Annotated in this window: 20 protein-coding genes; 6 read left to right on the forward strand and 14 right to left on the reverse strand. The window is 62.6% G+C overall.

Going from position 1 to position 23,754, the window contains the following annotated elements:
• Positions 1-2: 2 nt before the first annotated feature.
• From AC1D10_RS27140 to AC1D10_RS27175, 8 genes are all read right to left on the reverse strand, one after another.
• Entirely contained in the window at positions 3-851 is an 849-nt protein-coding gene (locus tag AC1D10_RS27140) for a carbohydrate ABC transporter permease (RefSeq protein WP_477277334.1), read from the reverse strand.
• Positions 851-1,774: a carbohydrate ABC transporter permease gene (locus AC1D10_RS27145; RefSeq protein ID WP_477277336.1), complete on the reverse strand. Its 924-nt coding sequence runs from the start codon at positions 1,772-1,774 to the stop codon at positions 851-853. Before AC1D10_RS27145 ends, AC1D10_RS27140 begins: the two co-directional genes overlap by 1 nt.
• A 236-nt stretch (positions 1,775-2,010) precedes the next feature.
• Positions 2,011-3,288 (reverse strand): ABC transporter substrate-binding protein, encoded by a 1,278-nt coding sequence (locus AC1D10_RS27150; protein WP_477277338.1) that lies wholly within the window; start codon positions 3,286-3,288, stop codon positions 2,011-2,013.
• A 29-nt stretch (positions 3,289-3,317) separates the two neighbouring features.
• Positions 3,318-4,505 carry a PLP-dependent transferase gene (locus tag AC1D10_RS27155; RefSeq protein WP_477277340.1) on the reverse strand — a complete coding sequence of 396 codons (1,188 nt, stop codon included), beginning with the start codon at positions 4,503-4,505 and terminating at the stop codon, positions 3,318-3,320.
• Complete coding sequence (locus tag AC1D10_RS27160; protein WP_477277342.1) at positions 4,502-5,236, reverse strand: FadR/GntR family transcriptional regulator; 735 nt, start codon at positions 5,234-5,236, stop codon at positions 4,502-4,504. The genes AC1D10_RS27155 and AC1D10_RS27160 overlap by 4 nt, the downstream gene beginning before the upstream one ends.
• A gap of 131 nt (positions 5,237-5,367) precedes the next feature.
• The gene (locus AC1D10_RS27165) at positions 5,368-6,849 is read right to left on the reverse strand and encodes an FAD-dependent monooxygenase (RefSeq protein WP_477277343.1); all 1,482 of its coding nucleotides are present in this window, start codon (positions 6,847-6,849) and stop codon (positions 5,368-5,370) included.
• A gap of 553 nt (positions 6,850-7,402) precedes the next feature.
• Positions 7,403-8,776, reverse strand: coding sequence for a PleD family two-component system response regulator (locus AC1D10_RS27170; RefSeq protein WP_477277345.1), 1,374 nt, complete (start codon positions 8,774-8,776; stop codon positions 7,403-7,405).
• A gap of 33 nt (positions 8,777-8,809) precedes the next feature.
• Positions 8,810-9,166, reverse strand: coding sequence for a response regulator (locus AC1D10_RS27175; RefSeq protein WP_281035958.1), 357 nt, complete (start codon positions 9,164-9,166; stop codon positions 8,810-8,812).
• Positions 9,167-9,405: 239 nt separating this feature from the next.
• Here AC1D10_RS27175 and AC1D10_RS27180 point away from each other — a divergent pair, with 239 nt between their 5' ends.
• Positions 9,406-9,705 (forward strand): DUF3572 domain-containing protein, encoded by a 300-nt coding sequence (locus AC1D10_RS27180; RefSeq protein WP_477277348.1) that lies wholly within the window; start codon positions 9,406-9,408, stop codon positions 9,703-9,705.
• Positions 9,702-10,355 carry a hypothetical protein gene (locus AC1D10_RS27185; RefSeq protein WP_477277350.1) on the forward strand — a complete coding sequence of 218 codons (654 nt, stop codon included), beginning with the start codon at positions 9,702-9,704 and terminating at the stop codon, positions 10,353-10,355. Before AC1D10_RS27180 ends, AC1D10_RS27185 begins: the two co-directional genes overlap by 4 nt.
• 10 nt (positions 10,356-10,365) lie before the next feature.
• Here the strand turns inward: AC1D10_RS27185 and AC1D10_RS27190 are convergent, their stop codons facing one another.
• Positions 10,366-11,898: a hypothetical protein gene (locus AC1D10_RS27190; RefSeq protein ID WP_477277352.1), complete on the reverse strand. Its 1,533-nt coding sequence runs from the start codon at positions 11,896-11,898 to the stop codon at positions 10,366-10,368.
• A 185-nt stretch (positions 11,899-12,083) separates the two neighbouring features.
• Positions 12,084-12,659, reverse strand: coding sequence for a GNAT family N-acetyltransferase (locus AC1D10_RS27195; RefSeq protein ID WP_477277354.1), 576 nt, complete (start codon positions 12,657-12,659; stop codon positions 12,084-12,086).
• Between the two features lie 65 nt (positions 12,660-12,724).
• Here AC1D10_RS27195 and AC1D10_RS27200 point away from each other — a divergent pair, with 65 nt between their 5' ends.
• On the forward strand, positions 12,725-14,053 hold the full coding sequence (locus AC1D10_RS27200; protein WP_477277356.1) for a DNA polymerase IV: 1,329 nt from the start codon (positions 12,725-12,727) through the stop codon (positions 14,051-14,053).
• A gap of 137 nt (positions 14,054-14,190) precedes the next feature.
• On the opposite strand, the gene AC1D10_RS27205 is transcribed toward AC1D10_RS27200, so the two are convergent.
• Entirely contained in the window at positions 14,191-14,697 is a 507-nt protein-coding gene (locus AC1D10_RS27205; protein WP_477277358.1) for a hypothetical protein, read from the reverse strand.
• Between the two features lie 201 nt (positions 14,698-14,898).
• Here AC1D10_RS27205 and AC1D10_RS27210 point away from each other — a divergent pair, with 201 nt between their 5' ends.
• Positions 14,899-15,780, forward strand: coding sequence for a DMT family transporter (locus AC1D10_RS27210; protein ID WP_477277360.1), 882 nt, complete (start codon positions 14,899-14,901; stop codon positions 15,778-15,780).
• A 129-nt stretch (positions 15,781-15,909) separates the two neighbouring features.
• Positions 15,910-16,377: a hypothetical protein gene (locus tag AC1D10_RS27215; protein WP_477277362.1), complete on the forward strand. Its 468-nt coding sequence runs from the start codon at positions 15,910-15,912 to the stop codon at positions 16,375-16,377.
• Between the two features lie 42 nt (positions 16,378-16,419).
• Here the strand turns inward: AC1D10_RS27215 and AC1D10_RS27220 are convergent, their stop codons facing one another.
• The 3 genes from AC1D10_RS27220 to AC1D10_RS27230 form a co-directional block, all read right to left on the reverse strand.
• Positions 16,420-17,223, reverse strand: coding sequence for a potassium channel family protein (locus tag AC1D10_RS27220; protein WP_477277398.1), 804 nt, complete (start codon positions 17,221-17,223; stop codon positions 16,420-16,422).
• A 67-nt stretch (positions 17,224-17,290) separates the two neighbouring features.
• Positions 17,291-20,818: a DNA polymerase III subunit alpha gene (gene dnaE / locus AC1D10_RS27225; protein WP_477277364.1), complete on the reverse strand. Its 3,528-nt coding sequence runs from the start codon at positions 20,816-20,818 to the stop codon at positions 17,291-17,293.
• Between the two features lie 113 nt (positions 20,819-20,931).
• Positions 20,932-22,944 carry an acetyl-CoA carboxylase biotin carboxylase subunit gene (locus tag AC1D10_RS27230; RefSeq protein ID WP_477277366.1) on the reverse strand — a complete coding sequence of 671 codons (2,013 nt, stop codon included), beginning with the start codon at positions 22,942-22,944 and terminating at the stop codon, positions 20,932-20,934.
• 200 nt (positions 22,945-23,144) lie between these two features.
• Here AC1D10_RS27230 and AC1D10_RS27235 point away from each other — a divergent pair.
• Positions 23,145-23,754: alcohol dehydrogenase catalytic domain-containing protein (locus AC1D10_RS27235; protein WP_477277368.1), on the forward strand; the 610-nt coding region annotated here is incomplete at its 3' end.

The following is a 23,754-nucleotide window of genomic DNA, read 5'->3' on the forward strand; positions in this document are numbered from 1 at the left end:
ATCTATCCTTTGACGGCGCCAGCGGTCAGGCCGGTGACGAGATAGCGTTGCAGGAAGGCGAAGAAGATGCAGACCGGGATCAGCGCCAGGATCGACGCCGCCATCATCTGCCCCCAGTCGACGGCGAATTTGCCGATGAAGGTGAGCAGGCCGACCGCGAAGGTCTTCTGGTCGTCACTGGATATCAGCATCAGCGCGAAAAGGAGCTCGCTCCAGGCGGCGGTGAAGACGAAGCCCAGCGTCGCTCCCATGCCGGGCAGCGTCAGCGGCACAATCACCTTGCGCATTGCCTGCGCGCGCGTACAGCCGTCGATCATCGCAGCCTCTTCCAGGTCCTTCGGGATGCCGTCGAAGAAGGACTGCATCAGAAAGGTGGCGAAGGCGGTGTTGAAGGCGGTGTAGATGATGATCAGCCCGGTCAGGCTGTTGATCAGGCCGATCTGCCCCATGACGCGGTAGATCGGCGGAATGACCATCACCAGCGGAAAGGTCTGGGTCAGCAGCAACATCAGCGCCAGCGCCGCCTTGCCGCGAAAGGTGAAGCGCGACATGGCATAGCCGGCGAGCGTGGCAATCACCGTCACCAGTCCCGCCGTCGAGACCGAGACGATGACGCTGTTGAGGAAATAGCGCGGGAAATCGGTGGCTTCGAGCACGGTGACGAAGTTCTGCAACGTCATGTGCGACGGCCAGAAGGTGATGCCTTCGGAATAGAGAAGCCGCTCCGGCGTGACCGAGATCTTCAGCGTCCAGTAGATCGGGAACAGGGCGAATATCACATAGGCGGCGATAGCGGCGTAGAGGCCGATGCCGCCGAAAAACCGCTGCGAGGCTGAGCGTCCTGCGATCATCAGACGTGCCTCACCAGGGAGCGGCGGATGCCGATCAGCGCGATCGCATAGGCAATGAGCAGGACGAGCAGCAGCACGGCCACCGCCGAGGCATAGCCCTTGTCCAGCGATTTGAAGGCGCTGACATAGATGTAGACCGGCACCGTGTTGGTCGAGCCGGCAGGCCCGCCCTCGGTCATGACGAAGATCAGGTCGGCGAAGGTGGCGATCCAGATGGTGCGCAACATCACGGTGATGGCAATGGTCGGCGCCAGGAACGGCAGCGTCACTTTAGTGAAGCGCTGCCATGGCGAAGCGCCGTCGATCGCCGCCGCCTCATGCAATTCCGACGGGATCGACTTCAGCGCCGCCAGCAGTGTGATGGCGAAGAACGGAATGCCGAACCAGATATTGGCGACGATCGGCCCCCACATGGCGGTTGAAGGATCGGACAGAACATTTGTCGGTTCGGCCTTCAGCCCCAGCGCGAAAAGCCAGTGCGGCAGCGGACCGATGATCGGATTGAACAGCCAGGCCCAGGTCAGACCCGACAGGAAGGAGGGCACCGCCCAGGGCAGGAACACCAGGGCCTGCACCACCTTGCGGCCCGGAAATGGCTTGTCGAGCAGCAGGGCCAGGCCGAGACCGAGGAAGAACTGGAAGAACAGGCTGGCGACAGTCCACCACAGCGTGTTGACCAACGCCTGCCCCAGCACCTGATCCGACAGCATCGCCTGATATTGTCCGAGCCCGACATATTCCGACTTGAAGGCCGAGAACTTGCGGAAGGAGTAGCTGATGCCGATCACCAGCGGCACCAGAAGCACGACGACCAGAAGGAGGATGGCCGGGCTGAGATAGAGCCATGGTTCGATAGCGCCATGTGATAGCCACCTGCGGCGCGGCTTGCTGGCGGATCGTATTTCGGACACGGCATAGGTCATTGGCTGTGGATTGGCTCCAGGAAGCGTTGGGGCTGGTGAAAAGCGCCGTTCTCCCGTTCACGGGAGTTGAGGAGCGGTCCGCGCAGCGGACGAAAAGCCAATTGCTTGGCTTTTCGAGCGACGAAAGCTGGCAGGCGGATGAGAGGCAGCGCTAACTTGGCGGAAGCCTGTGCCGCCCCTCATCCGGCCCTATCGGGGCATCCTTCTCCTGGCAAAACGGGGAGAAGGATGAAGAGCTATTTCTTGTTCTTCGCCAACCAGTCCTGCTGTTCCTTGGTCAGGAAGGCAGCCCATTGGTCGGCGACGTCCTTGGCCGTCTTCTGACCAAGCAGCACTTCCTGGAAGTTCTTAATCGCCACCTGGTCGACGAAATTGCCGAGATTCTCCAGATGCGTCGGCGGCGTCACCATTTCATATTTGGAGGTGTCGCTCAGCTCCGTGAACCAGCCCTTGAACTGCTCGGTCTTGAAGTGAGTGTCCTGGTCGGCGCCGTTGTGGATCGGGACGACGCCGACTTCCTTGGCCCATTCCAGATTGTCCTTGGGCGAGAGCAGCGTTGCCATCAGCTTCCAGGCGTCGTCCTTGTGCTGCGAGTTGGCGAACATCGCCCAGCCGGCATAGCCGAGGGTCGGATAGGACTTGCCGCTCGGGCCGACCGGCAAGGGCGCCACGGCGAAGTCGTCGGCGCTCATCTTGTCGGCGATACCGAGCAGCGCGTCCGGATCCTGGTTGAGCATGGCGCAGGTGCCGGAGTAGAAGCCGGTGACCGTCTCGTTGAAGCCCCAGCTCACCGCATCCTTCGGCGCCAGGCCGCCCTTGTACATGTCGGCCAGCATCTGTAGGCCCTTCACCGAGCCTTCGTCATTGATGGTCGAGGTGCCGTCCTCGTTGAAATAGCCGCCCTTGCCGGCGGCGATGTTCATGAACATGTGCATGCCGTTGAAGGCGCCCGGACCGCCGCGCAGGCAGTAGCCATATTTGCCGGGCAGTGCCGAGATCTTCTTGGAATCGGCGACGAAATCGTCGAGCGTCGCCGGCGGGCCGTCGAGGCCAGCCTCCTTGAACAGCTTCTTGTTCCAGAACAGCGCGTTCACATAATAGCCGTAGGGGATCATGAACTGGGTGTTGTTGACCGTCGAGCCGAACTGCTTGGCGCGCTCGCCGAGCGTCTTGGCGTCGTCCCATTTGGCCATGTAGGGGCCGAGATCCTCGAGTTGGGCGTTGTTGGCATAGAGGCCCATCCAGCGTTCCGGCATCTCGACAATGTCGGGCGTATCGCCGGCCTGCACCATGGTCAGGAATTTTTCGAAAGCCTGGCCCCAGGGCAGCGAGATCAGCTCGACCTTGATGCCGGGATTGGCGGTTTCGAACTCGGCGATTTGTTTCTTCAGGAATTCGGTGCGCGGCGGGCTGGTGATGACTTCGACCATCTTGAGGGTCGAATCGGCCACAGCACTTCCGGCGGAAATCGCCAGCCCCGCAACGGTGGCAAGCATGACGGTCAGTTTTTTCATGTTCAAGACTCCCATTTTGAACCCGCTTGTTATTTTCTGGCTTTTTCGAAGGCTTGGGCGACGTCCGCCCAGAGATCTTCGACACTCTCCAATCCGACATTGAAGCGGATGGTTCGGGGGCTGACGCCGAAGCGCGCCATCGAATTCAGTCCCGGCGTCTGCTCCAGCGACGCCTTGGCAGGCACGACCAGGCTTTCATGCCCGCCCCAGCTGACGCCGATGCGGAAATATTTGAGCGCATCGACGAAGACGGGGATGTCGATGTCGTCCGTCACCTCGAACGAGAACAGCCCGGCGTAACCGGCCAACGTCGCCTTGCCGGGATGGTTCGAATAGGCGGGATGGTTGACGCGCTCGACATTGGCATGCGCCTTCAACCGTTCGGCGATGGTCATGCCGCTCTTCATGTGGTGCGGCAGGCGCAGCGGCAGCGTGCGCAGGCCGCGCAGCAGCAGCCAGGCCTCGAACGGCGACAGCTTGCCGCCGAGATAGGAGTACGTCTGCTCGTTGATATGCTTGATGTGAGCGGCCGAACCCGCCACGACGCCGGCGACGGTGTCGCTGTGGCCGCCGAGATATTTCGAGGCCGAGTGCAGCACCAAGTCGACGCCGTGCGCGATCGGCTTCTGGAACACCGGCGTCGCCCAGGAATTGTCGATGCTGGTGACGATGCCCTGCTCTTTGGCCAACCGCGTCAGATGTGCGATGTCCTGCAACTCGAACATCATCGAGGTGGGGCTTTCCAGGTATAGCAACTTGGCGCCGGGAAGTGCCGCCGCCACCGCGTCCGGATCGGAGCCATCGACGTAGTCGACCTTGATGTTGAGCCGCGGCAACAGTCGTTCGAACAGCCGGTAGGCATCGCCGTAGCAGTTCCGCACCGCCACGATGCGCTCGCCGGCGCCAACGAACGCAAGCACGGTGGCGCTGATCGCCGCCATGCCGCTGGAAAAGCCGCGCGCGGCCTCAGCGCCCTCGAGCGCGGCCACCCGCGCCTCGAACTCCATCACCGTCGGATTGTCGCCGCGCGAATAGATCGGCTGCTTTCGTTTACCGGCAAAAGTGTCGGCCATTTCGGCATAGCTGGCGAAAGTGAACAGCGAGGTCTGGTAGATCGGCGGCACCACCGCACCGCCCGGGAATGGCTCGTCATGCGCCAAGAGCGTTGCCGCCTCGGCGAGATAGTCGTGATCGAAACCGGATGGATGCTCGTTCATGTCTGGCTCGAAAGTTTGAGTTTGGCCGCACCGCGCTTCAGATCGTCCTCGACGGTGGCGATCAGCTTGAGCGCTTCGGCGCGGGCGCCCTGCGGGTCCCGGGCGGCGATGCATTCGTAGATGGTGCGGTGGTAGGGAAAGCTGGCATGGCCGAAGTCGCGCACGCCGAGTGGATGCTCCCAGAAGCGGTGGAACAGCTCGTGCATGGCGGCGATGATCTGCTCGAACAGCGGATTGCCCGAGACCCGGTATATCGCCTGGTGGAACTCCCAGTCCTCTTCCGACGACATGCCGTCGCGCGTGCGAAACGCCTGCTCCATGATGTCGAGCTTGCGCGCGATCTCGGCGATGTCGGTCTGGCTGGCGCGTTCGGCGCAGAGTGCGGCGGCCTCCGCCTCCAGCGCGCGGCGGATTTCCAGTGTCTGCATCAGGCTGGTGAAATCATTGCCGCCCGCCAGCGTCAGCGGCATATGCAGCATGTCGTGCGAAACGGCCGCCTTGAGATAGGTGCCGCTGCCTTGCCGGCGCTCGACGAGACCGAGCCCTTCCCAACGAGTCAGCGCCTCGCGCACGGTGTTGCGGCTGACCTTCAGCCGCTCGGCCAGAATACGCTCGGTTGGCAGCCGCTCGCCAGGCTGCAAGGCTTCGGCGCGAACAAACCCCACCAACGCCTTCAGCACGGCGTCATCGCGCGCCGTCGTCTGAATGGGTGGCAGGCTGTTCTGGTCCACAAATCCTCCAAGTGGTCCAATGGTCCAACCAATTTCTGCACATGCGGAACATCCTGTCAATCGGTTGTCAGCAGACTTTTCCACCGTGAGTTACGACGCGATGCAATTTCAACAGGTTACGTGAGCCGGCCTCATTGTGCCCGCGGCCCCGCGGCGGGCCGTCCGAACCAGGCGGTCAGCGCCTCGGCAAGTCCCGGATGCGTTCCATCCCCTACCCAGGCTACATATCCGTCGGGCCGGACCAACACGGCGGCCGGTGCCTCGACCACACCGAGGGCCGGAAGCTCCCACGCACCGGAATACACGGCGTCGACCTGCCGGACCCGATCCGCCCACGGCGCGATGTCGAAATCACCGGCGTTTCTAAGGTTGAGGAAAACCGGCCGGGCGTCGTGCAGCAAGGTGAAGACGCGCAGCGGACCATCGGCCGTCACAAGGTCGAGGTCGGGCATTCGCCGTCCGAGCAGTGGATGCCCCTCGCCGAAGTCGTAATGGACACCCAGCCCGGACATTTCAGCGGCCATTCGTTTGCGCGGTTCGTCCATGCCGAGTAGCTCGGAAAGGATATCGCCCATGGCCTTGCTGCGGTCGTCCATACGCCGAAGCGCAACCTGCGCCATCGTGTTCTGCAAGACACGGGCAGCGACCGGGTAGCGCTCGGCGTGGTACGTATCCAGCAGGCTTTCCGGCGATGTCCGCTTGACCACCTGGGCCAGCTTCCACCCCAGGTTCACTGCATCCTGCACGCCGATGTTGAGGCCCTGCCCGCCCATCGGCGGGTGGATGTGCGCCGCATCGCCCGCCAGCAGCACGCGCCTGTCGCGGTAAGTCGCAGCTTGCCGCGTCATGTCGGTGAAGCGCGAGAGCCAGGTCGGACTGTGGACCCCGTAGTCGGTGCCGTAGACGGCAACCAACGCCTCGCTGAGGTCGCGCAGCGTGGGTTCGCCGCTGGTCATCAATCGCGGCTCGGTCAAAACGACGCCTACCCGTCCGCCCTCCTCGATTTTACCTAAGGCATGAATGCCGAAGGCGTTGCTGCGAAAGCCCCATGCCGGCTCCTCCGACATCTCGACCTCGGCGATCATCCAGCTCATCGTCGGATCCCATCCGGCGAATTCGATACCAGCCACCTTGCGAATGGTGCTGCGGCCTCCGTCGCAGCCGACCAGATATTTCGCCTGCAAACGGTGGTCGTTGGACAGGTCGATATCGACCCGGCTGTTGTTCTGGGTAAACCCCGCAACCTCGTGTCCACGATAGATCGGCACCTTCAACTCGCTGACCCATTCGGCCAGGATGCGCTCGATGTGGTTCTGCCGCAGCGCCAACAGATAGTTGTGCCGGGTTGGGAAGTCGCTGATATCCAAACGGATCATGTGGAAGCCCAAGGCCGGGCCCAACTGGCCCTGCTCGAGGAACCGATCGGCAATCCCGCGCTGGTCGAGCATCTCGATGGTTCGGGCATGCAGGCCGCCGGCGCGCAGGCCGGCAAGCCTCTGGTCGGGCCGTCGTTCGACAATGGCGACGTCGACCCCTGCCAACGCCAGTTCGCCCGCCAGCATCAATCCCGTCGGACCGCCCCCGGCGATCACCACCGCATGATCTGAAATCATTATCGCAACTCTCGTTTTGCGTACCCTGGCCTGGGTCGCGGTTCTACGGGAGGAGCCGGGTCTTGCCGCAAGCCCCTTGTGCGCCATATGTATGAAATGGAGGGGTACCATTCCCCTCCATTGTCGGCTGCCACAAACAGGCCTGTCACGCAGTAACAGGCGATGCGGTATGCCTATCGCCGTCGCAGTCCCAAAAACGATATCCGGATTTTAAGCGCAAAAACGCAGAGTCTTCCGTGCCTTGGCACGGAGCTCTGATGTCCTTTTGGAAAGGTGGGGGCCGGTCGGCGGTTGGCAGCGGTACGAGGAGGCCACTATGTGCCAGCGCCGGCCGGCCGACCCCACGGACCCAGGAGATGCGGCGGACCTGAGCATCATGGGGTATTCTGGAGATCGAACCGGTTGTCTACCCTCGTGCCGGCTTCGTCTTGACCAGCACACTTGCGCAAGAGCTTATGAAAATCAACCATTTCTTAACCAAGGCTCGGGAATCGCTTGGATTAAGGTAAACGGGTAACCCTATCGGGTTGACTGGATAATCTTGTCTGGACGGTCACGCCGCCTTGGCGACGACGCGGTTGCGGCCGCCGCTCTTGGCCTCGTAGAGCGCGAGGTCGGCGCGTTTCATAAGCGCCCCCACCGTGTCCACCCCCTTCAGCACCGACGACACGCCGACGCTGACGGTGACCTCGATCGTCTTGCCATCCGGGCCGATGGCAAAAGGCGACTGGGCGATTTCGGCGCGGATGCGTTCGGCCACCTTCTCGGCCACCGTGCCGTCGGTGTCCGGCATCACCACGACGAACTCCTCGCCGCCAAAGCGGCAGGCAAGGTCGATGCCGCGGACATTCTTGCGCAGCCGTCGCGCAAATTCCCGCAACACCTCGTCGCCACCGTCATGGCCGTGAGCGTCGTTGATCGACTTGAAGCGGTCGAGGTCGGTGATCATCACCGACAGCGGCCGCCGCCGCGCCACGGCACGATCAAACAGCGTCTGCAGATGGCTGTCGAGATAGCGGCGGTTGTGCAGCCCGGTCAGCCCGTCGGTCACCGCCATTTCGATGGTCTGGGTAACGCTGGCGCGTAGCTGGTCGTTGTAGCGCTTGCGGCGCACCTGGGTGCGCAACCGTGCCGTCAGTTCCTGCTGGTCGATCGGCCGCATCAGATAGTCGTTGATGCCCAGCTCGAGGCCACGGATGATGCGCTCTTCCTCGCCCGCCTCCGCCAGCAGGATAATCGGGACGAAACGGGTGCGGTCGAGAGAGCGCAACTGCGAACAGAGCCGGAGTGGATCGAAATTGGCAAAGGCCGTCGAGATCATCACGCATTCGTAGGACGTCTCGGCGGCCTGGAAGAAGCCGGCATGCGGATCGCTGGTGACGTCGAGGTCTGCGCGGTCGCGCAGCATCTTCTGGATGCGCTCGACCGAGGATGTGCGCTCATCGATCAACAGCACTTTCGGCGTCGTGTCGTCGGAGGCGAAATTGCGGCTCAGAAGCTCTTCGATGCCGATGTTGCGCGTCGTCGAGGCGCGCAGCCGCAACTCGTCGGTCAGCGACTTCAGCCGGACCAGGCTCTTGACGCGCGTCATCAGCTGCAGGTCGTTGACCGGCTTGGTCAGAAAATCATCGGCACCGGCCTCGAGCCCGCGCACGCGGTCGGAAACCTGGTCCAGCGCGGTGATCATCACCACCGGAATGTGCGATGTCGCCGGGTCGCTCTTCAGCCGCCGGCAGACCTCGAAGCCGTCCATGTCGGGCATCATCACGTCGAGCAGCACGACATCGACCTTGCCGTTCTCGCAGGTCTCGATGGCATCCGGCCCGTTGGTGGCGGTCAGCACCTCGAAATATTCGGCCAGCAGCCGAACCTCCAGCAGCCGCACGTTGGCAGGGATATCGTCGACGACGAGGATCCGTGCAGTCATGTCACAAAGCTCCGGCTCGGCTTAAAGGGCACATCACGCATCACCCAAATAGGATTTGATGGTTTCTATGAAACGCGGCACCGAGATCGGCTTGGATATATAGGCCTCGCAGCCACCCTGGCGGATGCGTTCCTCGTCGCCTTTCATCGCGAATGCGGTGACCGCGATAACCGGGATGACGTGCAGTTCGTCATCCTCCTTCAGCCATTTGGTCACCTCCAGCCCCGAAACTTCAGGCAGCTGGATATCCATCAGGATGAGATCGGGCCGGTGCAAGCGCGCCAGATCGAGCGCTTCCAAACCGTTGCGGGTGCGCACGGTCTCGTAACCGCTTGCTTCGATGAGGTCCCGAAAGAGCTTCATATTGAGCTCATTGTCCTCGACGATCATGACCTTCTTCGGCATCGATATCCCGTCCCGACCGCCTTCCGCTCGAAGGCGACCGTAATGCGTCCAGCTCAAGACGCACCAAACCCTGCTTCACTTTACGGCAATATGATTGACGAAACGGAAATCCACCGTGCGAAAAGCCTGTCTGGATTCCACCTCGGGCGCCGCTCTAATGGCTTGCCGCAAGCATCTCTTGCCATTACTGCGGGAGAGACTCATTCCACACACCGAAGGTAGTGATGGCAAACGCAGCGTCAATGCGTGAAGAAGCGGAAAACATTGCCGTCAAGGCTCTGGGCTTCGTCGCCTCCGATCCGGAGCTGTTGCCGCGCTTTCTGGCGATCACCGGCATCGAGGCGCATTCGATCCGCAAGGCTGCCAGCGAACCGGGATTCCTGGCCGGCGTCCTGCAGTTCATTCTCGCCCACGAGCCAACGCTGATGCGCTTTGCCGAGGAAACCGGCACGCCGCCGGCCGCTGTCGGCAAGGCCTTGCGGGCACTGCCGCTGGGCGACGACAACCATGAGCATTCCGTATGAGCGATGACCCCGAAACCGCGCGCCAGATCGAGGAACTGGCAGCCGACGACCGTCCGCTGCTGGTGCTCGACGTCGACGACGTCGTGCTCGAATTCATCCGCCCCTTCCCGCATTTCCTCAAGGCGCGCGGTTTCGGCCTGACGTTGGCCTCGTTCCGCCTGACCGGCAACATCGCCGAGACGGCGAGCGGTCGCCTGATCGAACAGCCCGAAGTCACGGCACTTCTGGGCGATTTCTTTGACGCCCAAGCCGACTGGCAGAGCATCACCGACGGCGCCGCGGATGCCCTGGCGGGACTGGGCGATCGCGCCGAGATCATTCTGCTGACGGCCATGCCGCACAGGCACCGTGCCGTGCGGCGCGCTCATCTTGATGCTCTCGGGCTGAGCTACCCGCTTCTGACCACTGAAATGGCCAAGGGACCGGCGGTGGCCAGGCTTCGCGGCAAGACCGGCCGGCCGGTGGTCTTCGTCGACGACCAGCCTCACAACCTGGCGTCAGTGAGGGAATCGGTCGCCGACGCCAGCCTGTTCCATCTGATGGCCGACAATTCGCTGCGCGCCTTCCTGACGCCGGTGCCGGACGACATCGTCGTCGTCGAGGATTGGCATGAAGCCGCGCCACTGATCGCGGGCGCGCTCGGATTGTAGAAGCCAGCCCTCAAGGGTTCAGTTTCGCTCCCGCCCCGCCGCTATCGGCCCCACTGTCATCGTCCCCGCCCTCATCATCGACGCTATCGTCCACGGCCGGATCGGCCGGCTTCACCATGACGCCGTTGACCATCACCGAACCGTCGGCCTTGGCGTTGACGACCCATTCGATGCGTCCATCGGGCAGCGTCTTGCCAAAGCCCTTTACCATGAGAGCGACAGGTACGTACTGCGCCACCTCCGGTTCCGACTTCGCCGCCGCCTGCAGGCCGTCGACAAGCTTGTCGAAGCCGGTGACATCGACCGTCATGCTTGCCTCCGGCTTTTCGCCGGGGAAAGTCATCTCACCTTCCAGAGCAATCTCCGTGTCCTTGTTCTTCACGGTGCTGTGGCCGAGGACGACCTTCGGAGTCTTGGCCATGAAGTCGGCTTTGAGCTTGTCGCCGAAATCAGCCGACAGCGGCGGATCCTGATTGAGATCAAAGGCTTCGATCGCCTTCTTCGCCATACTGTCGAGATCGATGTTGGCGCCGCCGAAGTTCAGGTCGATGTCGGTGGGCAGCAGCGCCACACTCCAACTCGGCAGAAGCTGCTGCGGCACGGTCAGCCCCGATGCCTTGATGCCATAGGTGATCTTGCCGTTCTGGGCGACGCCGTCGGACCCGAACGCAGTGCTGAGCTGCGTCGCGCCGAAATTGCCGACCGGGCTTTCCACCGCGAAATCCTTGAAGCCGTAGGTTCCCTCGACATGTTCCCAAACCGGCAAGGCGGCAAGCAGAAGCGATTTGAGCTGCGCCTGGTTTGCCTTCAGCGTCGCCTCGTCTTCGTTGGCCACGGCAAATGCGAGGAGATCGAGCAGCGGCTTTGTCCGCACCCCCTTGCCGCTGGCCTCGACCGACAGTTCCGGCGATTTGACGTTGACCGGGAATTTCAACCCGCTCTCGGGATCGTCGAAATTGATCGTTTCGACGAAGTTCGACACCTTTTGCGAGGTTGTGAAATCGACGCCGCCAGTCGCGGACTTGGTCGCGGCGATCGTCGCAGTGGCGGCCCCTGCGCTTGCTTCCACGTGCTGCTTGGCATCCTTCGATGCCATCGTCATGCCGGCCATCGAACTGGTGCCGCTCGTGAAGGCCGCCAGATTGGGGTCGTATACGCCTGAACCCTTGCCGTCCTTGATCGAAAACTGCGTGCTTTGCAGACCTTCGGGCCCGTTGAACTCGAAGGAGGCGCTTTGCGAAAAATCCATCGAGACATCCCAGGATCCATCGCTGCGCGGCTTGACGATCAGGGCATAGGGCGCAACGTCGAATTTGAGCAGCTTCTGCTCGGGCAGTGACCCGACAAGCGCTTTGAAATCAAACACGATCTTGTAGGCATCACCCTCGGCCGAGACCTTCAGGATGCCTTTGTCGAGCGCCTGTTTGCCGACATAGCGGGACAGGTCTTCCGACAATTGCTTCGCACCCGGGCCATCGACGGTCTGGCCGAAAGCAGGCGCGCTCAATGCAAGAAGGAAAGCGAATGGCAGGGCACGGTTCACGTGAATTCTCCGTTTGACCTAATGCTGTCGCCCAAAACTGGACCCCCCGGTTTGGGAGAACGACATCCAAAAAACAAAAACCCAAAGCGCATGCGCTTTAGAAGGAACGCTTCATTCGTCTGGTATGAAATTACCGCTGCAACCGCAAGGTGAGATCAACAATGATGCCAAGGCGGAAAAGTTCGTCACAGCACAAGCCGCATCAACGGCCGGCCTGCCTTGCGTTCCACAAGCCGCTCGAAACCGGCCTTCTCGAACACCCGCGACGAGCCGACGAACAACCCGATCGAACGCGAATCGCGGGACAGGTCGATCGGACAGGCTTCAACCATCCGGGCGCCATTCTTGCGGGCGAAATCGATACCGCCTTCGACCAGGCGATGCGTGATGCCCCTGCCGCGCGCCTTGGTGCGGATGAAGAAACAGGAGATCGCCCAGACTGCCGGATCCATGGCGTCGGCGGCATCGACGGGTGCAGACCCCCTGCCCTGATTGTTCCATTCGGGCACGTCGGCGCGCGGTCCGATCTGCATCCAGCCGACCGCCTTGCCGTCCTCGAATGCCAGCAGGCCGGGCGGCGGGCCAGCTTCGATGCGTGCCTTGATGTGGTCCTTGTTGCGTTCGCGGCTGCTCTCGCGGCGCATCGCCGGCGCCAGCCGGAAATGCGTGCACCAGCAGCCGTAGCATGCGCCCTGCTTGCCGAAGAGATCCTCGAAATCGGCCCAGAGTTCGGGGGCCAGCGGCGCTATGGTCGTGCTCATGCGTTCTCCCCAGGCCAGCCTTGTCGCTGGCCTTGCACTGTCGTACCATTGCCTCTGTTCTCTTTATGTTCGCAGCGATGGCAGCCCCTGTCAACAATCCCGATCACGGTTTCTGCCGCGACTGCCTGACGTTTCAGCGCAGCCAGACGCGCCGCTGCGACCGCTGCGGCAGCCCCCGGCTGGCGCGCCATCCCGAGCTCTACCGGCTGCATCTCGCCCATATCGACTGCGACGCCTTCTATGCGTCGATCGAAAAGCGCGACAATCCGGCGCTCAAGGACAAGCCGCTGATCATCGGCGGCGGCAAGCGCGGCGTCGTCTCCACCGCTTGCTACATCGCCCGCATCCAGGGCGTGCGCTCGGCAATGCCGATGTTCAAGGCGCTCGAAGCCTGTCCGGAGGCGGTCGTCATCAGCCCCAACATGGAAAAATATGTTCGCGTCGGCCGCGAGGTGCGCGCCATGATGCAGGCGCTGACGCCGCTTGTCGAACCGCTGTCGATCGACGAGGCGTTTCTCGATCTCGCCGGCACCGAACGGCTGCACGGCCTGCCGCCAGCGGTGGTGCTGGCGCGCTTCGCGCTGGCGGTGGAGAAGGAGATCGGCATCACCGTTTCGGCTGGCCTGTCCTACTGCAAGTTCCTCGCCAAGATAGCGTCCGATTTCCGCAAGCCGCGCGGCTACTCGGTCATCGGCGAGACCGAGGCGGTCGGCTTTCTGGCGGCGCAGCCTGTGACCATGATCTGGGGCGTCGGCAAGGCGTTCAACGCCACGCTGGAGCGCGACGGCATCCGCACCATCGGTCAGCTGCAGCAGATGGATCGTGGCGACCTGATGCGCCGTTACGGCACGATGGGCGACCGGCTCCACCGCCTTTCGCGCGGCGAGGACGTCCGCCGCGTCGATCCCGACCAGGATGCCAAGAGCGTATCGGCCGAAACCACCTTCGACACCGACATCGCTTCGCTCGACGAGCTCGTCGCGGTGTTGAGGGGGCTTTCAGAGAAGGTCTCGGCACGGTTGAAGAAATCCGGCATCGCCGGGCGCACCGTGGTGCTGAAGCTGAAGACCCAGGATTTCAAGCTGCGCACGCGCAACCGGCAGCTCGGCGACCCCACCCGGCTCGCCGATCGAATCTTTCAGACCGGGGTGGAGCTTCTGCGCAAGGAAACCGACGGCACGAAATATCGGCTGCTCGGCATCGGCGTCAGCGACCTCTCGGACGACGACAAGGCCGACCCCCCCGATCTGGTGGACGTTCAGTCGCGCAAACGCGCCATGGCCGAAAGCGCCATCGATGCCCTGCGCGACAAGTTCGGCCGCAAGGCTGTGGAAACCGGCTATACATTCGGCAAGGGCCGTGACGCCGATCCGCCGGAACCGCTTGAGGACTGAGTTTCATATCAGTCCGAGCCAAGAGTGGTGGGTTTCGAGAACCGGGGGCGGCGCGTACTTTCCGGCGCGTGAGCACCGGAAGCGCAGAAACCCGCTATTTTGAGGCCCTCATCATCTGAATATCGACAACGCCCTGGTCAGGTACGCTGCAGATCGATCCTGCTCGTCACCACGCTCTTGCCGGTTTTCGGGTCGGTGTCGGTGACCGTAAGCCGGATGCCGTTCTCGCCGTTCTTCTCAACCGTCATCCGCGCCTTTCGATCACCGTTGACCTCCTTGGCCCAGCCAATGCCGAGATTGATCGCGTTGCCCGAGCGGCTGCCATTCAGCTGTGCCGGCCCGGTGCGAGACCCGACATAGATGCCATTGTACTTCGCACCCGTGACCTTCAAGTTGGCACTGATGGCCCGCGTTACCAGCACGAGACCGCGGCAGTTGCCATCCAGCGAGAGTGAGGTTGAGGTCGCATTCGACTTGAAGTTGCAGGATACACTAACGTTCGGCACATCGGTGGTTACCTGGACAGTGCCCTTGCCAGCGAAATTGCCATTGAACGACTGCAGAAACTTGGCCTCGTCGGCATGTGCCGTGCCAGCCGCGGCCAACAGACAGCCAGCAAGCCCGAATTGCGCGAATGATCTCATCGAAGCTCTCCTTGTCGATTTGGAAAAGGCAGGACGGCCTGCAAGGCAAGGCACGGCAGAGTCTCCAGGCTCAACGCCTGTTGCCGTATAGGGTTCCGATCGCAACATGACTGTTTTGCAACATCCAGGCATCGCGACTGGCCTAGAAGAATGCAGCGGCTAGCAATTGCGGCAAGGGCCCCGGCCTGCGAGATAGCGGGCATGGTCCCTACCCCCTCCATCCCCAAGGCCGCGTTCTGGATGGCACTGTCGATCGCCTCGTTCCTGGCGATGTCGGTCGCCGGCCGCGCCACGACGGCCGAGCTTAACGTCTTCCAGGTGCTGGAACTGCGCTCGGTGATCGGCTTTTTCATTCTTCTGCCGCTGGTGATGATGAGCGGCGGCTTTGCAGCCATGCGAACGCAGCGCCCCATTGCCCACATGGCCCGCAACGTTGTCCACTATACCGGCCAGGCGGCCTGGCTTTACGCGCTGACACTGATCCCGTTGGCGGTGCTGATCTCGATCGAATTCACCACACCGATCTGGACGGCGATCCTGGCGGTGACTTTTCTCGGGGAAAGACTTTCCCGGCCAAGGCTTGCAGCGATCGTGCTGGGATTGATTGGCGTGGTGATCATCGTGCGCCCCGGCGTCGGCTCGGTCGATCCGGGACACCTCGTCGTGCTCGGTGCCGCCGTCTGTTTCGGCATATCGCTGGTGCTGGTCAAGTCGCTGACGCGCACGGACAGCGTCGTGCGCATCATCTTCTGGATGCTGATCATCCAATCGGCACTCGGCCTCATCCCGGCGCTCTATGAGTGGCGCAACCCGGCGCTGGAGCTGTGGCCATGGATCCTGCTGATCGCCTTTACCGGCATGTCGTCGCATTTCTGCATGGCCCGGGCGCTTGCCTATGCCGACGCCACCGTCATTTCGCCGATGGATTTCCTGCGCGTGCCGCTGTCGGCGCTGATCGGCTGGCTGCTCTATCAGGAGCGGATAGACGCCTTCACCGCCGGTGGCGCACTGCTGATCCTGCTGGGCAATCTGCTCAATCTGCATCGAAAAGCGCCACAACCGGCGAAGATCGCCGCGTCCTAAAGCATGATCCGGTCTGGTAGAGATTGAGTCTACGAGAGTTTCGTGCCCTGATCTGACGTTGCTGCCTGTAGCTGGGCGGCGGGATGAGACGCTCCTGGAGACAGAGAGCAAGCGTGAGATGGTGCAACGATGCCTCTTGTGATCGTCGCTGTTTTGTTGATGTCGGCGCTGGTAGCCACCGGCGAAGCGGAGGCCGAAGCGGGAACGCACCTTCTAGCGTCGGATAATCCTGCGGCTTCCCGCTATAACCCGACAATTGTGGCGGACTATTCTGCGTCCATGTCGCATTATCGAACAAGTCTGGGCGCGCATTCTGCCAGTGATGGCCTTGTCGGCGAATTCATTTCCTCGCTGCGCATTCCCTGGACTTGGCGTTCCGATGACGGAAGTACCGTTCGGCGCCTTGGCAACAGCCTGTTCTTGCTCACCGAGGGCGATTGCCTGAGCCGAATGTGCCGCGAGATCCCTTGCAAACAGACGGAGTGGCCCGTGTTCGACTGCCGCGATGGTCACAAGCGCAAGATGGCGGCTCCCGGCCTGACGGGCATCAGCTTCGGCGGCGTCAACTACAGCCAGATAGGTGGCCCGCAGTTTTAAGCGGATAACCTGTGTACTCCGGCGGGATGGGTCTCAAGCCGGTCAATTGCCGTCGTCGGGTATGTTGAGGAGGTGGCCGCAGGCCTTGCAATGGACGGCGTCGGGCTCGTGCCGTTGCAGCCCGCATTGCGGACAGGGAAAGAATACCTTGCTGGGACGGAACAGCGCCTGCGCCAACCTGACGAACAGCGAAATGCCGATGATCATGGTGGCGATCGCGGTCAGCTTGCCTGCGATCCCGGGCAGGACGATGTCACCAAAGCCGGTCGTAGTCACGGTAGCGACGGTGAAATAGAGCGCGTCGATATAGTTCTCGAGCCCCGCCCCGGTGCGGAAGAAGAAGGTGTAGACGAAGCCGGTGATGACGAACAGGAAGGTCAACAGGTTGATGACCGCCTGGCTTGCCTCGCGCCATTTCTTGACGCCGCGCATCTCGAAATGCCGCCATAGCGATCCGCTGCGCGACAGCGACCAAAGTCGCAGAATACGCAGGAAGCCGAGGCTCGCCAGCGCGGTCGGCATCAGTAGCGTCAGCAGGATGAAGGCATCGATCCACGATGTCGGCTGTTTCATCAGCCGCAGCATGTCGTTGGAGGCCAGCAGCCGGGCAATCATGTCGGCGGCGACCAGCGCCGCCACCGCATAGTCGAGCCAGAGGAATGACGGCTTGTCCTGAAGAACCGGCGTCGCGATGAAGAAAGCAATGATCGCGAGGTCGATGACAACAGATACCAGTTGGAACCGGAAAGCCGCCGGGGTGCGTCCGTGATAGAGCTTGCGCAGCTTGTCGCGTAACCGCGCCATTGCTGAATTGTCTGGCAACCCGTCCTTGTCCGCCGCTTTCATGACGATTGCGGTGGCGTTCGCGGCAAGAGCCACGCGGCGGACTGCCGCCGGCCCGCAAGGGCGGGGTTCACACCAGCTCCACTTCGACCACGCCCGGCACGGCACGCATCGCCGAGGCGATCTGCGGTGAGATCCGGTAGCGATTGGGCAGCTCGATCTCGATTTCCCCCTCGCCATCTTCCTTGATCAGCACGAAGCTGACCTGGCCTTCGCCCCTGACCGCAAGCTGGCTGGCCAGCGTGCCGATCGGCGTCGCGTTGCGCACGAAAATACGCAGTGCTTTCTGGATGCGGCTTGCCTCGTCCTCCAGCGATTGCACCGTCTGGATGCGCAGATTGACGCCTTCCGGCCTGTCCTCGGCCGCGACGGTGATGACGACGGAACGTCCGGGCTCGAGCAGGTCGCGATACTGCGCCAGTCCTTCGGAAAACAGCACGGCTTCATACTGGCCGGATGTATCGGAAAAGGCCACGACGCCCATCTTGTTGCCGGTGCGCGTCTTGCGCTCCTGCTTGGTGGTGACCGTGCCGGCGAGCCGGCCGGCGGCGGCACCGCGTTTGACGGCCGCCGAAAACTCGGCCCAGTTCTGCACCCGCATCTTCTGCAGGGCCGCCTTGTATTCGTCGAGCGGATGGGCGGAGAGATAGAAGCCGACCACCTGGAATTCACGGTGCAACCGGTCGGCGGCGAGCCACGGGTCCGTCGCCGGCAGATTGAGCGCCTGCGACTGCGCTCCGAGCGAGGCGCCGAAGATATCGTGCTGGCCGGAGACCGCATTCTGCTGCGCCAGCGACGCCAGCCCCATCATCCGCTCCACCCCAGCCATCATCGAAGCGCGGTCATGGCCGAAACAGTCGAGCGCGCCGGCCATGACCAGGCTTTCGAAGACACGCTTGCCGACAATCTTGGGATCGACCCGCTCGCAGAAATCGGCGAGGTTCTTGAACGGCTTTTCGCCACGCTGGGCAACGATGTGCTCGACCGCTGCGTCGCCGACGCCTTTTAGGGCGGCCAGCGAATAGTAGATGCGGTTCTCGCCGACCTCGAAGGGACGAAAGCTCGATATCACCGACGGCGCCAGAACCTCGATGCCGAGGCGCAGCGCATCCTGGCGGAAATCGGCAAGCTTGTCGGTGTTGCCCATGTCGAGGGTCATCGACGCCGCCAGGAACTCGACCGGATAATGCGCCTTCAGATAGGCGGTCTGGTAAGAGACCACCGCATAGGCGGCGGCGTGCGACTTGTTGAAGCCATAGTCGGCGAACTTGGCCAGCAGATCGAAAATGAAGTCGGCTTGCGGCTTGGCGACGCCGCGTTCGACCGCGCCCGAGACGAAGCGCTCGCGCTGCTTGTCCATCTCGGCGCGGATCTTCTTGCCCATGGCGCGGCGCAAAAGATCTGCTTCGCCGAGCGAATAGCCGGCAAGCTCCTGCGCGATCTGCATCACCTGTTCCTGGTAGACGATGACGCCCTGCGTCTCTTTTACCAGATGGTCGATCTTGGGATGGATCGACGCCATCTCCTCCTCGCCATGCTTTCTGGCGTTGTAGGTCGGGATGTTCTCCATCGGCCCCGGCCGGTAGAGCGCCACCAGGGCGATGATGTCCTCGATACAGTCGGGCCGCATGCCGATCAGCGCCTTGCGCATGCCGGCACTTTCCACCTGGAACACGCCGACCACTTCGCCGCGCGACAGCATGGCGTAAGTCTCGGGATCGTCGAGCGGGATCGTCGCCAGGTCGATCTCGATGCCGCGGCGGCGGATCAGTTTGACCGCCGTCTCCAGCACCGTCAGCGTCTTCAGGCCGAGGAAGTCGAACTTCACCAGCCCGGCCTGCTCGACATATTTCATGTTGAACTGGGTGACCGGCATGTCCGAGCGCGGATCGCGGTACATCGGCACCAGCTCCGACAGCGGCCGGTCGCCGATGACGATGCCGGCGGCGTGTGTCGAAGCGTGGCGGTAGAGGCCCTCCAGTTTCTGCGCCATGTCGAGCAGCGTCTGGACGATCGGCTCCTTCTCGGCCTCTTCGGCAAAGCGCGGCTCGTTGGCGATGGCGTCGGCGAGCTTGACCGGATTGGCCGGGTTCTGCGGCACCATTTTGGAGAGCTTGTCGACCTGGCCGTAGGGCATCTGCAGCACGCGGCCGACGTCGCGCAGCACGGCGCGGGCCTGCAGCGTCCCGAAGGTGATGATCTGGCCGACCTGGTCGCGACCGTATTTCTGCTGGACGTAGCGGATCACCTCCTCGCGGCGATCCTGGCAGAAGTCGATGTCGAAGTCGGGCATCGATACGCGATCGGGATTGAGGAAGCGCTCGAACAGCAGGGAGAAGCGCAACGGGTCGATGTCGGTGATGGTCGTCGAATAGGCGACCAGGGAGCCTGCGCCCGAACCGCGGCCCGGCCCGACCGGAATGCCTTGCGCCTTGGCCCATTTGATGAAGTCGGCAACGATCAGGAAGTAGCCGGGAAACTTCATCTTGGTGATGATGCCGAGCTCGAAATTCAACCGCTCGCGATATTGCTCGACCGTGTAGCCGGCGGTCGGGCCGTGCGCGGCCAGCCGCGCGTCGAGCCCCTCATGCGCCTGGCGGGCCAGTTCGTCGGCTTCCGCCTGCACGGCGGCGTCATTGTCGGCAACGTCGCCGCCGGTGAAGCGCGGCAGGATCGGATTGCGGTTCTTCGGATAGTAGGAACAGCGCAGCGCGATCTCGACCGTGTTGTCGATTGCTTCCGGCAGGTCGGCGAACAGCCTGGCCATATCGGCCTGGCTGCGCAGGAAATTGTCCGGCGACAGCCGCCGGCGGTTGTCGGCGGCAACGACCGAGCCCTCGGCGATCGCGATCAGCGCGTCATGCGCGTCATAATCGTCGCGCGCCGAGAAGAACGCCTCATTGGTGGCGACCAGCGGCAATTCATGGGCATAGGCGAGATCGATCGAGGATTTCTCGATCATTCGATCATAACCGGAAACCCGGTCCAACTCGACATAGAGCCGGTCGCCGAACATCGTCTTGAGGGTCAAAAGCCGTGCCTCGGCCAGATCGCGGCGATCTTCCTTGAGCGCAATGCCGATCGGTCCGCGCGGCCCGCCGCTGAGGCAGATCAGCCCGTCACAAAAACCCTCAATCATTTCGGTGGTCAGGTGCACCGCCTCGCCGGGCGGTGTTTCGAGGTAGACGCGGCTGACCAGCCTGACCAGATTGGAATAGCCGGCTTCGGTCGCCGCTATCAGGACGACCGGCCGCATATCCGGACCTTGCCGCCGGCGGTCGCGCTGGCCATCGCTGTTCTCGCCGGAAAAGGCGAGCGCGATCTGGCAGCCAATGATCGGCTGGATGCCGTCCTTCACCGCCTTCTGCGCGAATTCCAGCGCGCCGAACAGATTGTTGGTGTCGGTGACGGCAATCGCCGGGGCTTCATCCTTGACCGCATGAGCCACCACCTTGCCGATCTGCAAGGCGCCCTCCAGCAGCGAATAGGCCGAATGCACGCGCAGATGGACGAAGGGCCGTGTCGGCGCCTCCGGCCGCGCGGCCGCGATCGCGGCTTCGCGCTTCAGGGGATCGCGTGGAAGTTTTTCGTCGGCCATGATGCTGCGTGAAGGTCCTGAGTCGATGGAGATATATTGTCCGGGACCCGGCGATGCCAGTCCAGCACAAACGACCGCCGACCACAGGCTTGCCGTGCCCTGCCTGGCTCGCCTTACGCAAATTCCATGATCACCGCATCCACCGCCAGGCTATCGCCCGGCTTGGCGTTGAGTTTCGACACGACGAGATCGCGTTCGGCACGCAGCACGTTTTCCATCTTCATCGCCTCGACCACGGCCAGCGTCTCGCCGGCCTTGACCTCCTGGCCTTCGGACACGGCGATCGACACAACCAGGCCGGGCATCGGACACAGCAGCAGTTTCGACGTGTCCGGGGCCACTTTCTCCGGCATCAGCCTCTCAAGTTCGGCGATACGCGGCAGCATGGCGCGCGCGGTCACCGACATGCCCTTCCAGGCAATGCGAAAGCCATTGGCAACCGGCCTGACCTGAGCGGCAACCTTGCGCTGACCGACCGAGCCGCGCCAGATCAGGTCGCCCGGCCGCCAGTCGGACGAAACGGTCAGCGCCTTGCCGCCCTCGATCGACAGATCGATTTCCATCGGAATGGAAATCATGCCTTCGAGAATGGACGCCGACAGATAGTCTTCGCCGATCTTCACCACCCAGTCGCGCTTCAGCGCCCCTGAATGCGGCGCCAACCGCCCTCCCAGCCGGTCGAGCCGGTCGCGGCGCAGCAGTTCCACCGCAGTCGCAATCGATGCCAGCACGGCTTTCTCATCGTTGCTCGGCACGATTGGCGCAAAGCCGTCGGGGTATTCCTCCGCGATGAAACCGGTCGATATCACCCCTTCGCGCCAGCGCGGATGCTGCATCAGGGCGGCGAGGAACGGGATGTTGTGTTCGATGCCGTCGACGACGAAACTGTCGAGCGCTTCCGACATGGCGTCGATGGCCGCGAGCCGCGTTGGCGCCCAGGTGCACAGCTTGGCCAGCATCGGATCATAGAACATCGAGATCTCGGAGCCTTCGGTGACGCCGGTGTCGTTGCGGATGACGACGTCGCCGAATTGTCCTTCCTCCGGCGGCCGGTAGCGCGTCAGTCGGCCGATCGAGGGCAGGAAATTGCGGTACGGGTCTTCGGCATACAGCCGGCTTTCCACCGCCCAGCCGTTCAGCTTCACATCACCTTGCTTCAAGGCGAGCTTTTCGCCGGCGGCGACGCGGATCATCTGCTCGACCAGATCGATACCCGTGACGAGCTCCGTCACCGGGTGCTCGACCTGCAATCGTGTATTCATTTCAAGGAAATAGAAGTTCTTGTCCTTGTCGACGATGAACTCGACGGTGCCTGCGCTCTGATAGTCGACTGCCCTGGCCAGCGCCACCGACTGCTCACCCATGGCCTTACGTGTCCTGGCGTCGAGGAACGGCGATGGCGCCTCTTCGGCGACCTTCTGGTTGCGGCGCTGGATCGAGCATTCGCGTTCGCCGAGATAGACCGCGTTGCCATGCGCGTCGGCCAGCACCTGGATCTCGATATGGCGCGGATCGACGACGAACTTCTCGATGAAGACGCGGTCGTCGCCGAACGAACTCTTGGCTTCCGAGCGCGCCCGGTCGAAACCGTCGCGCACTTCCGACTGGCTCCAGGCTATACGCATGCCCTTGCCGCCGCCGCCGGCCGAGGCCTTGATCATCACGGGATAGCCGATCTCGCCGGCGATCTTCTCGGCATGGTCCGCATTCTCGATGACGCCGAGCCAGCCGGGCACGGTGGAAACCTTGGCGGCCTTGGCGAACTTCTTTGATTCGATCTTGTCGCCCATCGCCCTGATTGCCCGTGGTTTCGGGCCGATGAAGACGATGCCTTCCGCTTCCAGCGCTTCACAGAAGGCCGCCCGCTCGGAGAGGAACCCGTAGCCGGGATGCACGGCTTGCGCACCCGTCTCCTTGCAGGCGGCGATGATCTTCTCTGGCACGAGATAGCTCTGCGCGGCAGGCGAAGGCCCGATATGCACCGCCTCGTCGGCCATTTCGACATGCACGGCATCGCGATCGGCATCGGAATAAACCGCAACCGTGGCGATGCCCATCTTGCGCGCCGTCCTGATGACACGGCAGGCAATCTCGCCGCGATTGGCGATCAGGATCTTGGTGAACATGCGGAATGTCATCCCTCGGGTCGGCCGTTCCTTTTATGGCCTGTGTCGGCGCGGTCAAGCCGGCCGGGTCAATCGCGACCTTTCAATCGATTTGGGATTAAAATTCTCCGTATTGGCCCATGCCTGGAACCAGCTAGCTGTTGATCGCCAAGACAAAACCTGAAAGCTTGCGCAAAAATCGCCTTTGGAGGAATTGCCTGATGAAAACCCGCGCCGCAGTCGCAGTCGCCGCCGGAAAGCCGCTGGAGATCATGGAGGTCGACCTCGACGGTCCGCGCGACGGCGAGGTGCTGGTCGAGATCAAGGCCACCGGCATCTGCCACACCGACGAGTTCACGCTGTCGGGCGCCGATCCCGAAGGCCTGTTTCCGGCCATCCTCGGCCATGAGGGCGCCGGTATCGTCGTCGATGTCGGCAAGGGCGTCACGAGCGTCAACAAGGGCGACCACGTCATCCCGCTCTATACGCCCGAATGCCGGCAGTGCCCGTCCTGCCTGTCGCGGAAAACCAACCTGTGCACGGCGATCCGCGCCACCCAGGGCCAGGGCCTGATGCCCGACGGTTCGTCGCGCTTCTCGATCGGCAAGGACAAGATCTTTCACTATATGGGCTGTTCGACCTTCTCCAACTTCACCGTGCTGCCCGAGATCGCGCTGGCCAAGGTCAATCCCGACGCGCCCTTCGACAAGATCTGCTACATCGGCTGCGGCGTCACCACCGGCATCGGTGCGGTCATCAACACGGCCAAGGTCGAGCAAGGCGCGACCGCCGTCGTCTTCGGCCTCGGCGGCATCGGCCTCAATGTCATCC

It is taken from the genome of Mesorhizobium sp. P2_A8 (assembly GCF_056404935.1).

Bases quoted from the DNA above. Each gene is read 5' to 3' on its own strand.
- AC1D10_RS27140 (WP_477277334.1), bottom strand. From the start codon at position 851: ATGATCGCAGGACGCTCAGCCTCGCAGCGGTTTTTCGGCGGCATCGGC.
- AC1D10_RS27145 (WP_477277336.1), bottom strand. From the start codon at position 1,774: ATGACCTATGCCGTGTCCGAAATACGATCCGCCAGCAAGCCGCGCCGC.
- AC1D10_RS27150 (WP_477277338.1), bottom strand. From the start codon at position 3,288: ATGAAAAAACTGACCGTCATGCTTGCCACCGTTGCGGGGCTGGCGATT.
- AC1D10_RS27155 (WP_477277340.1), bottom strand. From the start codon at position 4,505: ATGAACGAGCATCCATCCGGTTTCGATCACGACTATCTCGCCGAGGCG.
- AC1D10_RS27165 (WP_477277343.1), bottom strand. From the start codon at position 6,849: ATGATTTCAGATCATGCGGTGGTGATCGCCGGGGGCGGTCCGACGGGA.
- AC1D10_RS27170 (WP_477277345.1), bottom strand. From the start codon at position 8,776: ATGACTGCACGGATCCTCGTCGTCGACGATATCCCTGCCAACGTGCGG.
- AC1D10_RS27175 (WP_281035958.1), bottom strand. From the start codon at position 9,166: ATGATCGTCGAGGACAATGAGCTCAATATGAAGCTCTTTCGGGACCTC.
- AC1D10_RS27180 (WP_477277348.1), top strand. From the start codon at position 9,406: ATGGCAAACGCAGCGTCAATGCGTGAAGAAGCGGAAAACATTGCCGTC.
- AC1D10_RS27185 (WP_477277350.1), top strand. From the start codon at position 9,702: ATGAGCGATGACCCCGAAACCGCGCGCCAGATCGAGGAACTGGCAGCC.
- AC1D10_RS27195 (WP_477277354.1), bottom strand. From the start codon at position 12,659: ATGAGCACGACCATAGCGCCGCTGGCCCCCGAACTCTGGGCCGATTTC.
- AC1D10_RS27200 (WP_477277356.1), top strand. From the start codon at position 12,725: ATGTTCGCAGCGATGGCAGCCCCTGTCAACAATCCCGATCACGGTTTC.
- AC1D10_RS27205 (WP_477277358.1), bottom strand. From the start codon at position 14,697: ATGAGATCATTCGCGCAATTCGGGCTTGCTGGCTGTCTGTTGGCCGCG.
- AC1D10_RS27210 (WP_477277360.1), top strand. From the start codon at position 14,899: ATGGTCCCTACCCCCTCCATCCCCAAGGCCGCGTTCTGGATGGCACTG.
- AC1D10_RS27215 (WP_477277362.1), top strand. From the start codon at position 15,910: ATGCCTCTTGTGATCGTCGCTGTTTTGTTGATGTCGGCGCTGGTAGCC.
- AC1D10_RS27220 (WP_477277398.1), bottom strand. From the start codon at position 17,223: ATGAAAGCGGCGGACAAGGACGGGTTGCCAGACAATTCAGCAATGGCG.
- dnaE (WP_477277364.1), bottom strand. From the start codon at position 20,818: ATGGCCGACGAAAAACTTCCACGCGATCCCCTGAAGCGCGAAGCCGCG.
- AC1D10_RS27230 (WP_477277366.1), bottom strand. From the start codon at position 22,944: ATGTTCACCAAGATCCTGATCGCCAATCGCGGCGAGATTGCCTGCCGT.